Here is a 14,621-nt window from a genome sequence, read left to right as displayed (position 1 = left end):
TGCTGGCGGGGGAGCAGGCCCGGCTGCTGCCGGAATGGCTGGAGGTCGCGGCCTCGCGCCGCGTCCGGGTCCCGGCACGGCTCATCCCCGGGCTGCTCGACCTCGGCGCCCGCGACCGATCCGTCAGGTCCCACCTCGCGGCTGTGACCGGCGCCCGCGGCCGGTGGCTGGCCGGGCTCAACGACGCGTGGGCCTACCTGCTGGAGGAGGCGGCCCACGTGCCGCCCGCGGAGGTGTGGGAGTTCGGCACGAGCGGCGACCGCCGGGCGTTCCTGGCCGCGCTGCGCGAGCGGGACCCCGGCGCCGCCAGGGAACTGCTCGGACGCGGCTGGCCCGCCGAGACGCCCGAGGACCGCGCCGCGTTCGTGGCCATCCTCGCCTCTGGACTGACGATGGACGACGAGCCGTTCCTGGAGGCGGCGCTCGACGACCGCCGCCGGGAGGTGAGGCAGGCCGCCGCCGACCTGCTCACCCGGCTCCCCGGCTCGCGTCTCGGACGGCGCATGTCCGAGCGGGCCGGCCGCCTCGTACGGCCGGAAGGGCGGGGCCTGCGCGCCGAGCCGCCGAAGGCGTGCGACAGCACAATGGAGCGCGACGGCGTCCGGGCCCGGCCGCCGGCGGGGATGGCGCAGCGCGGGTGGTGGCTCCAGCAGGTGGTTGCGCACACCCCGCTGTCCTTCTGGAGGACCCACGTCGGCCTCGCCCCCGCCGCGGTCGTTCGGCTCCCGCTCGGTGACTGGGCGCGTGAGGTCAGGATGGGCTGGACCAGGGCGGCCATCCTCCAGCGCGACGCCGAGTGGGCCCGGGCCCTGTTCGAGGCCGAGCCGCTCACCGACCTGCTGGCCGTCCTGCCGCCCGACGAGCAGTCGAACCGTGCCGCGGAGCTGGTGCGCGGGCAGCAGGTCGACGGCCAGATGATCATGATGCTGGGCGGCGTGGCCCGGCCCTGGGGGCCTCAGCTGACCAAGGCCGTGCTGAAGAAGATCGTGGATACGGCCGAGACGCAGCCGTGGAACGCCGGGGAGCTGATCCGGCTGGCCGGGGAGCGGCTCGACCCCGCTGTGCACGCCCACGCCCACGAGGTCCCCGAGCTGGCCGCGATCCTGCGGTTCCGCTTCGACATGACGAAGGAGCTTTCGTGACCACCGTTCTGCGCCCGCACGCGGAAGACCAGTACGCGGACGAGCTGGCGATCCTGGCCAAGACCGACGACCGGCCGCGCCCGCCCGGCTGGCGCCTGTCGCCCTGGGCGGTGACCACGTACGTCCTCGGTGACGGCGGCCAGATCACCCCCAAGTACATCGGCCCGCGGCGCGTCGTCGAGGTGGCGGTGGCGACGCTCGCCACCGACCGGGCCCTGCTCCTGCTCGGTGTGCCGGGGACCGCCAAGACCTGGCTGTCGGAGCACCTCGCGGCGGCCGTCAGCGGCGACTCGACCCTCCTCGTCCAGGGCACGGCCGGCACGGCGGAGGAAGCCGTCCGCTACGGGTGGAACTACGCCCGCCTCCTCGCGGAGGGCCCTTCCCGGGAGGCGCTGACCCCCAGTCCGGTGATGCGCGCCATGGCCGAGGGACGGCTGGCCCGGGTGGAGGAGCTGACCCGGATGCCGTCCGACGTGCAGGACGCGCTCATCACCGTGTTGTCGGAGAAGACGCTGCCGATTCCCGAGCTTGGCGAGGAGGTCCAGGCGGCCAAGGGGTTCAACGTCATCGCGACGGCCAACGACCGCGACCGCGGCGTCAACGACCTGTCGAGCGCGCTGCGCCGGCGCTTCAACACCGTCGTCCTGCCGGTCCCGGCCAGCGCCGAGGAGGAGGTCGAGATCGTCGCCCGCCGGGTGGCCCAGCTCGGCCGGTCGCTCGAGCTCCCCGACGCCGTCGCGGGGCTGGAGGAGATCCGCCGGGTGGTGACCGTCTTCAGGGAGCTGCGCTCCGGCGTCACCGCCGACGGCCGGACCAAGGTCAAGTCGCCGAGTGGCACGCTCAGCACCGCCGAGGCGATCTCGGTGGTGACCAGCGGCGTCGTGCTCGCCACGCACTTCGGGGACGGCGTGCTGCGGCCGGCCGACGTCGCGGGCGGCATCCTCGGCGCCGTCGTGCAGGACCCGGTGTCCGACCGGGTGGTCTGGCAGGAGTACCTGGAGACCGTCGTCCGCGACCGGGAGGACTGGCGCGACTTCTACCGGGCCTGCCGCGATGCGAGCTGACGCCGCCGTCCCCGACCGATCCGGCGCACCGGCTGGGACGGACGCCGCCACCTCCGCTGATGCCGTCGACGCGGTGGGCGGCGGACGGGTGCGGGGCGTCGCGGGGACGGGGCGGACGGGCGGCGCGGAGCCCGCGATCGCGGTCCTGGGCGTGCGCCACCACGGTCCGGGCTCGGCCCGGGCGGTCCGTGCCGAGCTCGAACGGCTGCGGCCGGACGTCGTGCTCATCGAGGGGCCGCCGGAGGCGGACGCCCTCGTGCCGCTGGCCGCCGACCCCGAGATGCGGCCGCCGGTCGCACTCCTCGCCCACGTGCCGGGAGACCCGTCGAAGGCCGCCTTCTGGCCGTTCGCCGTCTTCTCCCCGGAATGGCAGGCGATCGCGTACGCGGCGGAGGCCGGGGTCGAGGTCCGCTTCTGCGACCTGCCCGCCGCCCACACTCTCGCGCTCGACGCCGACCCCGTCCTCCGCGACCCCATCGGCGAGCTCGCGGAGGCCGCGGGGTACGACGACCCGGAGCGGTGGTGGGAGGACCTGGTCGAGCACCGTGGGGAGGCCGGCACGCTCGACGTCGTCGCCGAGGCGATGACGGCCGTGCGCGAGGGCCACGAGCCGGAGGGCACCGAGGCGCTCCGCGAGGCGTACATGCGCTCCGTCCTGAGGAAGGCCGTGCGGGACGGCCACCGGAACGTCGCCGTGGTCTGCGGCGCCTGGCACCTGCCGGCGCTCACCGAGCTGCCGCCCGCAGCGCGGGACGAGCGGCTGCTGCGCGGCCTGCCCAAGGTGAAGGTCGCGATGACCTGGGTGCCGTGGACGCACGGGAGGCTGGCCGCCGCCGGCGGCTACGGCGCGGGCGTCGCCTCCCCGGGCTGGTACGACCACCTGTTCGCCAGCCCGCGCCGCCCGATCGAACGGTGGCTGACCCGGGCCGCGCACGTTCTGCGGGAGGAGGGTCTGCCGGTCTCGTCCGCCCACGTCATCGAGGCGGTGCGGCTGGCCGTCAGCCTCGCCGCGCTGCGCGGCCGGCCGCTCGCCGGTCTCTCGGAGGTCACCGAGGCGGCCAGGGCCGTGCTGTGCGAGGGCGACGACCTGGCCGTGGAGCTGATCGGGCGCCGGATGGTGGTGGGCGAGCGGCTCGGGCACGTGCCCGACTCGACGCCCATGGTCCCGCTGCAGCGGCATCTCAGGGAGGAGCAGCGGCGGGTGCGGCTCAAGCCCGAGGCGCTGTCCCGCGAGCACGACCTCGACCTGCGCAAGCCCCTCGACCTCGAACGGAGCCGCCTGCTGCACCGCCTCGGCATGCTCGGCGTCCCGTGGGGGACGACCCGGCAGGCGCGGGGCAAGGGCACGTTCCGGGAGTCGTGGACGCTGGAGTGGCGTCCCGAGTTCGACGTGGCGCTGATCGAGGCGGCCGCCTGGGGGACCACGGTCGAGGGCGCGGCGTCGGCACGCGCCCGCGACCTGTCGGCCTCGCCCCACCTGAGTGACCTCACCGCGCTGGTCGAGCGCTGCCTGCTCGCGCACCTGCCCGACGCGCTGCCCCGGGTCCTGCGGGCCATCGAGGACAGGGCCGCGCTCGACAGCGAGGTGCGCCACCTGATGGCGGCGCTGCCCGCGCTCGTGCGGGCCCACCGGTACGGCGACGTTCGCGGCACCGAGGGGCTGGGCCCGATCGCCGAGTCGCTGCTCGCCCGGATCTGCGCGGGACTGTCCCCGGCCCTGACCGGGCTCGACGACGACTCGGCGCGGGAGATGCTCGCGCTGATCGACGGGGTCCACGGCGCTGTGGCGCTCATGGAGACCGACCGATGGCTGCCGACCCTGACGGGGATCGCGGGCCGGGCCGGCCTGCCGGGCCTCGTCGAAGGCCGCGTCGTGCGGATCCTGTTCGACGCCGGCGCGCTCCCGGAGGGCGACGACGTGGCCACGCGGATGGCGCGGGCGATGTCGTCGGGCAACCCGCCCGCGCGGGTGGCGTCGTGGATGGAGGGCTTCCTGTCGGGCGGCGGCCTGCTGCTCGTGCACGACGCCCGGCTGCTGGCCACGGTGGACGGGTGGCTCACCGGCCTCTCGCCGGAGGCGTTCGTCGACGTGCTGCCCCTGCTGCGGCGGACGTTCGGGGCCTTCGCGCCGCCCGAGAGGCGCATGATCGGCGACCGCGTCCGGTCCGGCCCGGTCGCGCCGGACCCGGAGGCCGCCGCGTACGACGACGACCTGGCCGCGGGCGCCGTGCGGACGGTCCTCGAGATCCTGGGGAAGGCATGACGACGGGCACGGGCGGACGCGCGTGGACAACGGGCGGCGACGGAGGAGGGCGTGATGGGCGAGCCGGAGCGTGACGAGAGGGCCCGGCGGTGGCGGCTGGTGCTCGGCGGTGCCGCCGCGGGCGGGCTGGAGGGGGCCGACGCGCGGATGGACGCGGCGCTCGCCGCCCTGTACGACGGCGGGGGCGAGCGCGGCGCCGGGCTCGGCGGGTCGGCCCCGAGGGTGGCCCGGTGGCTGGGGGACATCCGGGAGTTCTTCCCCTCGACCGTCGTCCAGGTCATGCAGCAGGACGCCATCGAACGGCTCGACCTGACCCGGCTGCTGCTCGAACCGGAGATGCTGGAGGCCGTCGAGCCCGACGTCCACCTCGTGGGCACGCTGCTGTCGCTGAACCGCCTCATGCCCGATCGTGCCCGCGAGTCCGCGCGGGCCGTGGTCCGCAGGGTCGTCGCCCAACTGGAGGCGCGGCTCGCCCGGCGCACCCGGGCGGCCGTGACGGGCGCGCTCGACCGGTCGGCCAGGACGCACCGGCCCCGGCGGCCGGCCGACATCGACTGGCACCGCACGATCCGCGCCAACCTCAAGAACTACCTGCCCGATCGCGGAACGCTCGTGCCTTCCCGGCTCGTCGGCTACGGACGGCGGCGGCAGGCCGTGCAGCGCGAGGTGGTGCTCTGCGTCGACCAGAGCGGCTCGATGGCGGCCTCCGTCGTCTATTCGAGCGTGTTCGGGGCGGTGCTCGCGTCCATGCGCTCGCTGCGGACCTCGCTCGTCGTCTTCGACACGGCCGTCGTCGACCTCACCGAGCAGCTGACCGACCCGGTGGACGTGCTGTTCGGCACCCAGCTCGGCGGCGGGACCGACATCAACCGGGCGATCGCGTACTGCCAGGGCCTGATCACGCGGCCGGCCGACACGATCTTCCTGCTCATCAGCGACCTGTACGAGGGGGGCGTGCGGGAGGAGATGCTGCGCCGGGTCGCGGCGATGACGGCGGCGGGCGTCCAGGTGATCGTGCTGCTGGCCCTGTCCGACGAGGGGACGCCGCAGTACGACCACGACAACGCCGCTGCGCTGGCGGCGATGGGCGTCCCGGCGTTCGCCTGCACGCCGGACGCGTTCCCCGACCTGATGGCGGCGGCGATCGAACGGAGGTCCTACGACCAAATTCCGATGGCCTCGCGCGGGTCCTGATCCGTAAGGTCCGAAACGTGACTTCGGTAGTGACCGCTCCTCCGGTCTTCGCCAGCCGGTACCGCGCCATGAGCGTCGGCATCGTCGCCTTCGTCATGCTCGTCGCGTTCGAGTACCTGGCGGTGGCCACGGCCATGCCCCTCGTCGGCCGGGAGCTGCACGGATACCACCTGTACGGCCTCGCCTTCAGCGGCGGCCTGGCGGCCAACGTGATCGCCACCGTCGTCGGCGGCCGCTGGAGCGACGCGCGGGGCCCGGCCGCGTCCCTGTGGACGGGGGTCGGCGGCTTCATCGCCGGGCTGGCCGTGTCCGGGCTCGCGCCGACGATGGAGGTGTTCCTGGCGGGCCGGTTCCTCCAGGGCCTCGGCGGCGGCCTGTTCAACGTCGCCCTGTACGTCCTGGTCGCCCAGGTCTACCCGGCGGCGATGCACCCTCGGGTGTTCTCCCTGCTGGCGGCCGCGTGGGTGCTGCCGTCCGTCGTCGGCCCGGCGATCACCGGGATCGTGGCCGAGCGGTGGACCTGGCGGCTGATCTTCCTCGGCGTCGCCGTCCTCGCCGCGCCGGCGGCCCTGATCATGTGGCGCGGCATGCCCTCGGGCGGGTCGCCGTCCCGGGAGGGCATGGGCAGGGCATTCCTGCCCCGCCTCGCCTGGGGCGCGCTGGCCGCCGTCGGCGCCGCCCTGCTCCAGTACGGCAGTGGCACTCCGGCGACCGGGCTTCCCCTCGTGGTCACCGGGCTGGCCGTGCTCGCGCTGGCGCTGCCGAGGCTGCTGCCAGGCGGCGCGCTCCGGATCGCGCGCGGGCTGCCCGCCGTGGTGGCCCTGCGCGGCCTGGCGGCGGGGGCGTTCTTCGCCGCCGAGGTGTTCGTGCCGCTGACACTCACCCAGCAGCGCGGCCTCACCACGGCGCAGTCGGGCCTCGCGCTCACCGGCGGCGCGATCGCGTGGTCGCTCGGCTCCTGGATCCAGGGGCGCCGCCCCGACGCCCGCGTGCTCACCCTGCGCCTCGGCACCGCGCTGATCGCAGCGGGCATCGCGGTCACCGCGACGACCGTGTTCCACCAGGTGCCGGTCCTCGTGGCGTTCGGGGGATGGATGGTGGCCGGCCTCGGCATCGGGATGGTCTTCCCGACGCTGTCGGTGCTGGTCCTGGAGCTGTCGGCCCCCGGCGAGGAGGGCAGGAACAGCGCCTCGCTGAGCATCGGCGACTCGGTGTTCTCCATCGTGGCGGTCGCGCTGACGGGCGCGCTGTACGCCGCCTTCGGCGGCACCCCCGTGGTCTATCTGACCTGTTTCGGCCTCCTCGTCCTCATAGCCGTGACCGGCACGGTCGCCGCCGGGCGTTTTGAGCATCGCCGGGCACCGGGCACCATGGAGGTCTAGCCACGAGGGGGATCCATTGCCGCGCGTCCGGGAGCTCGAGGTCTTCAGGATGACCCTGCCGTACGGCAGGCGTCCGGAGACCGTCCTGGTCAAGATCACTGACTACGGCGGCATGGTGGGCTGGGGCGAGGTCGTCGGGCCGGGACACGGGGAGCCGCTGGAGGGCGAGCTGCCCGCCCTGGTGGGCGTCGACTGGGAGCACCCGTCCGAGCTGGGGGAGATCCCCGGCGGCGCCGCGGGCGACATGGCCTGCTGGGACCTGTGGGGCCGGATGAACGGCGTCCCGCTCTCCCACGCCCTCGGCGGGACCCGCACGTCGCTGATCGCCACGGTCCGGCTGAGCGCCGACCGCTCGCTGGAGAGCATGGTCGCCCGGGTGAACCGGCACGTCTGCGCGGGGTACGGCCACGTCACGCTCGACGTGCACCCCGGGTGGGACGTCGAGCCGCTGCGGGCCGTCCGGGCCGCCTACCCCGGCCTGGTCATCGCCGTGGACGGGCGCGGCGCCTACACGGACATCGACCAGCTCGAGGCCCTGGACGCGTACGGCGTCGTGGCCATCGAGCGCCCGTTCAAGGACCTGCTGACCAGCGCCGACCTGCAGGACCGGGTCTCGGCCGCCGTCGCCGTGGAGGTCGGCACGGTCGGCGAGCTCGACGAGGCGGTCGGCCTCAAGGCGGGCCGCGCCCTGCTGCTGCGCCCGGCCGTGTTCGGCTCGCTCGGCGAGGTGCGCCGGGCCCACGACCGGGCCGTGGACGCGGGCTGGGACATCGTCTGCGCCGGAGGCCTCGGCGCGGGCCTGGCCAGGGCCGCCACGGTGGCCGTGGCGAGCCTGCCGGGATGCACGCTGCCGAGCGACGTGGCCGAGCCGCCCCGCAGCGCCCAGGTCGTCCTCCCGCCCGTGGACGCCTCGGGGGGCGTGGTCGCCGTGCCGCTCACCCAGCCGGGCCTCGGCCACACGGTCGACGAGACGCGGGTGCGCCGCCTGGCCCGCGAGTCCTTCCGCGTCTGACCCTCGACCGCGTCAAACACGTCCTCCGAAACCATGTCTCGACGGCCCCGGACCGTGCCGACGCGCGCCGGGCCTTGAGAGGCGCGTCAGACCGCGCCGCAGCCCTCGTCCACCGGGGTGGCGGTCGGCTCGGCCTGCTCGGTGCCCGGGTCGAGGTGGCGCCGCCGCTGGCCGGGCCGTTCCGACTGCCGGATGGCCCGGGCGGTCAGCAGGCGGATGCGGTCCCAGTCGGGGTACGCCGTGTTGATCACCGGCGGGATGAACTGGAGGCTCGTCACCCCCGCCTGCTTGACCTTGGCCGCGAGCGGCACCAGGGCCTCCAGCATCGGGCGGGGGATGTCGGTGTGCACGATGGTCCGGGTCGCGGCGGCGAGCTGCGTGAATCGGCTCAGGACGGTCCCGGGGTCGGCCTGCCGGACGAGCGCCCCGAGCACGCAGCGCTGCCGCCGCATGCGGGAGAAGTCGTCGCTGTAGGTGCGGGAGCGGGCGTACCAGAGCGCTTCGGCTCCGGTCAGCCTGCGGGTGCCCGCGGGCACGACGCCCTCGTCGTACTTGCCGTACACGATGTTCCGGTCGACCGTGAGGACCAGCCCGCCCAGCGCGTCGACGATCTTGGCGAAGCCCCCGATGTTGACCAGCGCGTACCAGTCGATCCGCATGCCCAGGATGTAGCCGATCGTCTCCTTGAGGGTCTCGGCGCCCATGTGCTCGCGTCCGCCGAACAGCTCGGGGTGGTCCTCGGCGTACTGCCAGACGGAGAACAGCAGGTCCTCCCGCCAGCCGGGCTTGTACTCCGGCAGCGTGAACCCGTACGGGAAGCGCAGGGCCATCGGGCTGCCCGGCGGGAACGGCACGTGCTCCAGGTTGCGGGGCAGCCCGAGCAGCACGGTGCGCCCGGTGTGGACGTCGACGCTGGCGACGTTGATGCTGTCGGTGCGCATCCCGACCCGGTCGGCGCCCGAGTCGCCGCCGAGCAGCAGCACGTTGACGCGGTCGCGTCCGTCCCAGGGGTCCCCCGTCCCGCCGGCGGCGGGGTCCCGCCCCGCGAAGACCGTGTCGAGGGTGCGCTGGGAGACGGCGAGGTACTGCGCCGCGAACGCGAACGGCGTCGCCACGGCGACGGCCAGGACGCCCGCGACGGCGCCCGTGAGCACCTGGCCGATCCGCGGCAGCCTCCCCGGACGCAGCACCGCGTACGAGTGGACGACCAGGCAGAACCAGGCCAGGGCACAGGCCAGGGCGGCCACGGCGAGCTGGGTCAGCCAGCCGAGCACGCGTCCCGCGAGGCCGGCGTCGGCCCCCGCGGACACCGCGACCAGGCAGACGAGGACGGTCAGGTACGAGCCCATCAGGACGAGCCCGGTGCGCCGCCATCCCGCCCGCAGGTGCGCGGCGCCCGGCAGCACCACGGACAGCCCCACCCAGCCGAGCAGGGCGGCCGCCCTTCTCGTCGACACGGTCACCATGTCGCAATTGAAGAGGGCGGCCGCCCATCGGGGCCGCGCACCGGAGGGACCGGGGGGAGTCCATACCGGCATTTGACCCGCCGATCGCCGTAGCGGGGCAGCGTGCGCCCGGCGTGCGCCGGATCACGCCGCCGCAGCGTTCTCCGTCCCCGGGGCGCGCGGCCGGGACGGCGTCACCAGGGGATGCCGAACAGGCCGTAGTAGGCGGCGGTCACCAGCAGCAGCCCGGTCCCGCCGAGGACGCCGGTGAGCACGGTCTTCTCCCAGCGGCTGGGCTGCCACCCGTCCCGCAGCCCGGCCAGCACGGCCGCCACGGTCGTCACCTCCTGCACGAGCATCACGACCGCGAGCATCCGCACGACGAGCCACCCGGCCTGTACGGCGGGCCACGCGCCGGCCTGGTTGACCGAGAACAGCACGATCAGCGTGATGAAGGCCATCACGGCGGCGAACTCGCCGAGGCCCGTCCACGCCATACGGCGCAGCCGCCGCCGGATCGCGGGCCACAGGTGGGCGTTCGTCTGCAGCCGCAGGTCGCGCCCGCGCAGGCGGACGACCATCTCGGTCACCGGCGCCGCCACGTAGCCGACCGCGGCCAGGCAGAGCGTCAGCCACAGGAACGTGCTCTCGCCCCACCACGGCGCGGCGGGCACGTCGGCAGCCTCGAACCGCTGCACCGGCGTCTCGCCCGCCAGGTGCAGGGACGGGGCGGCGGTGCCCGGCAGGCCCCCGATCCAGTTGGCCAGCGTCGGCAGGTAGCCGGGCGCGAACGCCCCGCCGTTCAGGCGCATGGCGTGGTTGGCGCCGGCGAGGAACCGGATCGTGTAGTCGGGGTTGCCGCCCTTGTCGAGCGCGCCGGTCAGGGTCTCGGTGCTCTCGACGAACGGGATGCTCGGGTCCATCGTCCCGTACAGCGCGAGCACAGGCTGGGTGATCCCGCGCAGCGCCGGGCCCCCGTCGTACCGCAGGAAGTCGAAGCCCACGCCGCCCATGGCCCGGGTCAGCAGGTCGCGCACGCCGGTCGGGGCGTGGAGCCGCAGCAACTGCTCGTTGAGCGCCCAGGCCACCTGCCGCATGGGGGAGACGTTGGGCGAGGAGACGAGGACGACGAACCGGACGTCCTTGTCCTCGGCGGCGGCGATGGGGACGACCCAGCCGCCCTCGCTCACCCCCCACAGGCCCGTCCGGGAGGGGTCGACGTCGGGCCGCCGCCGCAGCACGTCCAGCATCCGCAACGCGTCGTCGGCGAGCAGCGAGAAGTCGCGGTTGCGGAAGTTGTAGCCCACCGTGCGCTTGTCGTACGCGATGGTCGCGATGCCCGCCCTGGCCAGCCACTCGGCCTGCTGCGTGAACTCCGCCCCGTCGCCGGAGCCCGACCCCTGCACGAAGACCATCGCGGGATGCCGGCCCGGCGTGAGCGGCGTGCGCACCGTGGCCTTGAGCGTCTCGTCGCGCGCCGGAACCGTCAGCGTCTCGGTGCGGAACCGCGCCGAGGCGTCGACGTGCCGCACCTCGGCGGGCGGCTGGGCCGGCAGGGACCGGAACGCCGGCGAGGCCGACAGCGGAGGCGGGTCGAAGGCCGGAGGCGACAGCAGGTGGCCGAGCGCGGCAAGGGTCACCATCAGCACACCGGCGATCACGCCGAGAGCGCCCCGGCCGACGTTCATGAGGCCGCCCCCCATGGCTCATCCGTTTACCGAATCCAGGCTAAGTCATTACTCGATCGGGATCGCGACCGCCACTGGGATCATTGGGACCACTTTTGTCGGAGGGACCTGTTAGCTTCCTGCGACATGCGAGTCCTGCACAGCTCCGACTGGCACCTCGGCCGGTCGTTCCACCGGGAGAGCCTCCTGAGCGCCCAGGCCGCGTTCGTCGACCACCTCGTGGAGACGGCGCGGGAGGAGCGGGTCGACGTCGTCGTGGTCGCCGGCGACGTCTACGACCGCGCGCTGCCGCCCGTCGACGCGGTCGCACTGTGCAACGAGGCGCTGGCCCGGCTCAAGGCGCTCGGCGTGCACACCGTGCTCATCAGCGGCAACCACGACTCCGCCGTACGGCTCGGCTTCGGGGCCGACCTCATGGAGCGGGTGCACCTGCGCACCGACCCCGGCCGCGCGTGGGTGCCCGTCGTCGTCGGCGACGTCGCGTTCTTCGGCATCCCCTACCTCGAGCCCGAGATCGTCAAGGGCCCGTGGGAGCTCGCCGAGCGCAGCCACACCGCCGCCCTGACGTACGCCATGGACCGCGTCAGAGCCCATCCCGCCCGGCGGAAGGTCGTGCTGGCCCACGCGTTCGTGACCGGCGGCGAGGCCAGCGACAGCGAGCGGGACATCAGCGTCGGAGGCGTCGCCCACGTGCCGCTCGCCGCGTTCTCCGGCGTCGACTACGCGGCCCTCGGCCACCTCCACGGGCGGCAGACGATGAGCGAGACCGTGCGTTATTCGGGGTCCCCGATCGCGTACTCCTTCTCCGAGGCCGGCCAGCGCAAGGGGTCGTGGCTCGTCGACCTCGGCGCGAACGGCGTCGAGTTCGTCCCCGCGCCCGTGCCCCGGCCGGTGAGCAGGCTGCGGGGCCGCATCGACGACCTGCTGTCCGACCCCCGCCACGCGGGGGTGGAGGACCACTGGCTCCAGGTGACGCTCACCGATCCCATACGGCCCCGGGAGGCGATGGAGCGGTTGCGCGGGCGCTTTCCCCATACGCTGGCGCTCGCGTTCGAGCCCGAGGGCGCGACGGCGCAGACGGCGCGCCTCGTCCCGATCGCCGGGCGCGCCGAGATCGACGTGGCCGTCGACTTCGTCCGCGAGGTCCGCGGCGAGGAGGCCGACGAGGCCGAGACGCGCCTGCTCAGGCAGGCCGTCGAGGCGTGCAGGATCAGGGAGGGCGTGTGAGCGCGGCGAGGGAGGCCACGTGAGGTTGCACCGGCTGCGGCTGACCGCGTTCGGGTCCTTCCCCGGCACCGAGGAGGTCGACTTCGACGCGCTCGGCGAGGCGGGCCTGTTCCTCATCCACGGCCCGACCGGCGCCGGCAAGACCACGGTTCTCGACGCCGTCTGCTACGCCCTGTACGGCCAGGTGCCGGGGCAGCGCGACAGCGCCCGGTCGCTGCGGTGCGACCACGCGCCCGCCGACCGGGGGCCGTCCGTGGTCCTGGAGGTGACGATCCGCGAGCGGCGCTTCCGCGTCACCCGCTCGCCCGCCTGGATGCGCCCGAAGCTGAGGGGCGAGGGCCTGGTCGAGGAGAAGGCCAAGGTCCTGCTGGAGGAGTTCACCGGCGCCTGGACGGCCCGCAGCACGCGCAGCGACGAGGCCGGGCACCTGATCGGCGACCTCATGGGCATGAACGCCGACCAGTTCTGCCAGGTGGCGATGCTGCCGCAGGGCGAGTTCGCCCGTTTTCTGCGCGCCGACGGCGATGACCGGCGAAAGCTCCTGGAGAAGCTGTTCTCCGTGAAGATCTTCACGGATGTGGAGAAGTGGCTCGCCGAGCACCGCACCCAGACCGGGCGCGAGCGCCAGGAGCTCGGTCAGCGCGTCGGCTCCGTCCTCGACCGGATGCGCGGCGCGGCCGGGGGCGGCCTGCCGCTGCCCGAGGACGCCGCCGACCCCGCCGACTGGGCGGACGCCGTGCTCGACCTCGCGCAGGGAGAGCTCGCCCGGGCCGCCGAGGCGTCCGCGGCCAGCCAGACGGCGTTGCTCGTCGCCCGCGCCCGCCTCGCCGACGGTCAGGCCCTGGCCGATCGGCGCAGACGCCACGCCGCCGCCCTCGCCCGGCGTCAGGAGCTCGACGCCGCCGCCGACGAACGCTCCGACCTGGAGACGATCCTCGACGAGGCGGTCCGGGCCGATCGCGTGCTCCCGCTGATCCGCCAGGCCGAGCAGCGCGCCGAGGCCGCGGCCAAGGCGAGGAGCCTCGCCGCCGACGCCGCGCAGCGTGCCCTCCCCGCCGACCAGCACCCGGGCCCCGCCGGTGCGGGCGCCGGGGGTGCGGGATCCGAGCGGTACGGACGCGGGCTCGGCGTCGCCGGGCCGGACGTCGCCTCCTCGGCGAGCGGATGGCCGTACGATGGCGGCGCGGCGACAGGACACGGGCCGGGTGTCGCAGGCGCCGGTGTGGACGGCGCGGGCGATTCGGGGGTTTCAGGCGGCCCCAATGCCTCTGGTGCCTCCGATGCCTCCGGTGCCCTCGGTGGCCCGGGTGGCCCCGCCGACCTCGGCGGCCAGGACGGCCAGCGCGACGCGGCGCGGCCGGAGGGCGAACGGCTGGCCGGGCTGCTGGCGGAGCTTGAGCGGCAGCGGCGCGACGAGATCGGCCGGGTGCGGCAGGTCCTCCCCGAGGAGTCCCGGCTGCGGGAGATGCGCGAGGAGCTCGACGCCTCGGCGACCGCGCTGACCGGTCTGGTCGAGCAGGAGGCGCGCCTGGCCGAGCGCCTCGCCGTCCTGCCGGAGGAGCGCCGCCGGGCCGAGGAACGGCTGGAGGAGGCCCGGCTCGCCGCGGCGGCCGTCCCCGGCCTGACGGCCGCACGCGAGGCAGCCGTCCGCCTGCGCGACGCCGCCGAGCAGGCGGCGGCCCTTCAGGCGGAGCTGGAGCGGCTGGCCGTAGCGGAGGCGGAGGCGCTCGCGGCCCAGGCCGAGCTGCCCGCCCTGCTGGCCGCGGCCGAGGAGCGGGTGAGAGGCGCGCGGGACAGCGCGGCCCGGATCCCCGCGCTGGAGGCGGCGTGCCGGTCCGCGGGGGAGCGGCTGGCGGCCGCCGAGCTGCGCGACGCGCTGGCGGCCGAGCTGGAGGAGGCGGAGCAGGCCCGCCGGACGGCCGTCGACCTGGCCCAGGAGCGTCGCGACGGGCTCCAGGCGGTCCGGCAGAGCCGGATCGAGGGCATGGCGGCCGAGCTGGCGGCGCGGCTCGCGGAGGGCCGGCCCTGCGCCGTGTGCGGCTCGGTCGACCACCCTGCCCCGGCCGAGCCCGCCGACAGCGCCCCCACGGCCGACGACGAGCAGGCCGCCGAGGCCGCCTTCGAGGCCGCCCAGCGAGCCCGCGAGGAGGCGGAGACGAGGGTCGCCGGCTTGTCGTCGCGGCTCGACGGCGTCGCCGGTCAGG

The 14,621-nt window shown here is 75.0% G+C and carries 10 protein-coding genes; 8 read left to right on the top strand and 2 right to left on the bottom strand.

Annotated features, from left to right (window positions below; genetic code table 11):
- The 6 genes from MPTA5024_RS28045 to MPTA5024_RS28020 form a co-directional block, all read left to right on the top strand.
- Positions 1-1,142 (top strand): DUF5691 domain-containing protein (locus tag MPTA5024_RS28045; protein ID WP_051458770.1); only part of this gene is annotated, 1,142 nt, incomplete at its 5' end.
- On the top strand, positions 1,139-2,206 hold the full coding sequence (locus MPTA5024_RS28040; protein WP_036330058.1) for an ATP-binding protein: 1,068 nt from the start codon (positions 1,139-1,141) through the stop codon (positions 2,204-2,206). The genes MPTA5024_RS28045 and MPTA5024_RS28040, both read left to right, overlap by 4 nt.
- Positions 2,196-4,469, top strand: a complete 2,274-nt coding sequence (locus tag MPTA5024_RS28035; RefSeq protein ID WP_232326672.1) for a DUF5682 family protein — start codon at positions 2,196-2,198, stop codon at positions 4,467-4,469. Before MPTA5024_RS28040 ends, MPTA5024_RS28035 begins: the two co-directional genes overlap by 11 nt.
- A 54-nt stretch (positions 4,470-4,523) precedes the next feature.
- Complete coding sequence (locus MPTA5024_RS28030; RefSeq protein ID WP_051458769.1) at positions 4,524-5,663, top strand: VWA domain-containing protein; 1,140 nt, start codon at positions 4,524-4,526, stop codon at positions 5,661-5,663.
- 17 nt (positions 5,664-5,680) lie between these two features.
- A complete protein-coding gene (locus MPTA5024_RS28025; RefSeq protein WP_036330057.1) occupies positions 5,681-7,045 on the top strand; it encodes an MFS transporter in 1,365 nt (454 codons plus the stop codon).
- A 49-nt stretch (positions 7,046-7,094) separates the two neighbouring features.
- On the top strand, positions 7,095-8,057 hold the full coding sequence (locus tag MPTA5024_RS28020; RefSeq protein WP_232326671.1) for an enolase C-terminal domain-like protein: 963 nt from the start codon (positions 7,095-7,097) through the stop codon (positions 8,055-8,057).
- A gap of 86 nt (positions 8,058-8,143) precedes the next feature.
- On the opposite strand, the gene MPTA5024_RS28015 is transcribed toward MPTA5024_RS28020, so the two are convergent.
- Both MPTA5024_RS28015 and MPTA5024_RS28010 read right to left on the bottom strand, forming a co-directional pair.
- A complete protein-coding gene (locus tag MPTA5024_RS28015) occupies positions 8,144-9,523 on the bottom strand; it encodes an LCP family protein (protein ID WP_051458768.1) in 1,380 nt (459 codons plus the stop codon).
- Positions 9,524-9,696: 173 nt separating this feature from the next.
- Positions 9,697-11,205 carry an alpha/beta hydrolase family protein gene (locus MPTA5024_RS28010; RefSeq protein ID WP_232326670.1) on the bottom strand — a complete coding sequence of 503 codons (1,509 nt, stop codon included), beginning with the start codon at positions 11,203-11,205 and terminating at the stop codon, positions 9,697-9,699.
- Between the two features lie 111 nt (positions 11,206-11,316).
- On the opposite strand from MPTA5024_RS28010, the gene MPTA5024_RS28005 reads away from it, so the two are divergent.
- Together MPTA5024_RS28005 and MPTA5024_RS44375 are read left to right on the top strand one after the other, a co-directional pair.
- Positions 11,317-12,417: an exonuclease SbcCD subunit D gene (locus MPTA5024_RS28005; RefSeq protein WP_036330055.1), complete on the top strand. Its 1,101-nt coding sequence runs from the start codon at positions 11,317-11,319 to the stop codon at positions 12,415-12,417.
- Between the two features lie 19 nt (positions 12,418-12,436).
- Positions 12,437-14,621: AAA family ATPase (locus MPTA5024_RS44375; protein WP_157099820.1), on the top strand; the 2,185-nt coding region annotated here is incomplete at its 3' end.

Origin of the sequence: Microbispora sp. ATCC PTA-5024 (genome assembly GCF_000511135.2) — a bacterium.
Taxonomy (GTDB): Bacteria; Actinomycetota; Actinomycetes; order Streptosporangiales; family Streptosporangiaceae; genus Microbispora; species Microbispora corallina.
This window is presented reverse-complemented; position numbering and strand designations above follow the sequence as displayed.

Bases quoted from the DNA above. Each gene is read 5' to 3' on its own strand.
- MPTA5024_RS28005 (WP_036330055.1), top strand. From the start codon at position 11,317: ATGCGAGTCCTGCACAGCTCCGACTGGCACCTCGGCCGGTCGTTCCAC.
- MPTA5024_RS28020 (WP_232326671.1), top strand. From the start codon at position 7,095: ATGACCCTGCCGTACGGCAGGCGTCCGGAGACCGTCCTGGTCAAGATC.
- MPTA5024_RS28015 (WP_051458768.1), bottom strand. From the start codon at position 9,523: ATGGTGACCGTGTCGACGAGAAGGGCGGCCGCCCTGCTCGGCTGGGTG.
- MPTA5024_RS28035 (WP_232326672.1), top strand. From the start codon at position 2,196: ATGCGAGCTGACGCCGCCGTCCCCGACCGATCCGGCGCACCGGCTGGG.
- MPTA5024_RS28010 (WP_232326670.1), bottom strand. From the start codon at position 11,205: ATGGGGGGCGGCCTCATGAACGTCGGCCGGGGCGCTCTCGGCGTGATC.
- MPTA5024_RS28030 (WP_051458769.1), top strand. From the start codon at position 4,524: ATGGGCGAGCCGGAGCGTGACGAGAGGGCCCGGCGGTGGCGGCTGGTG.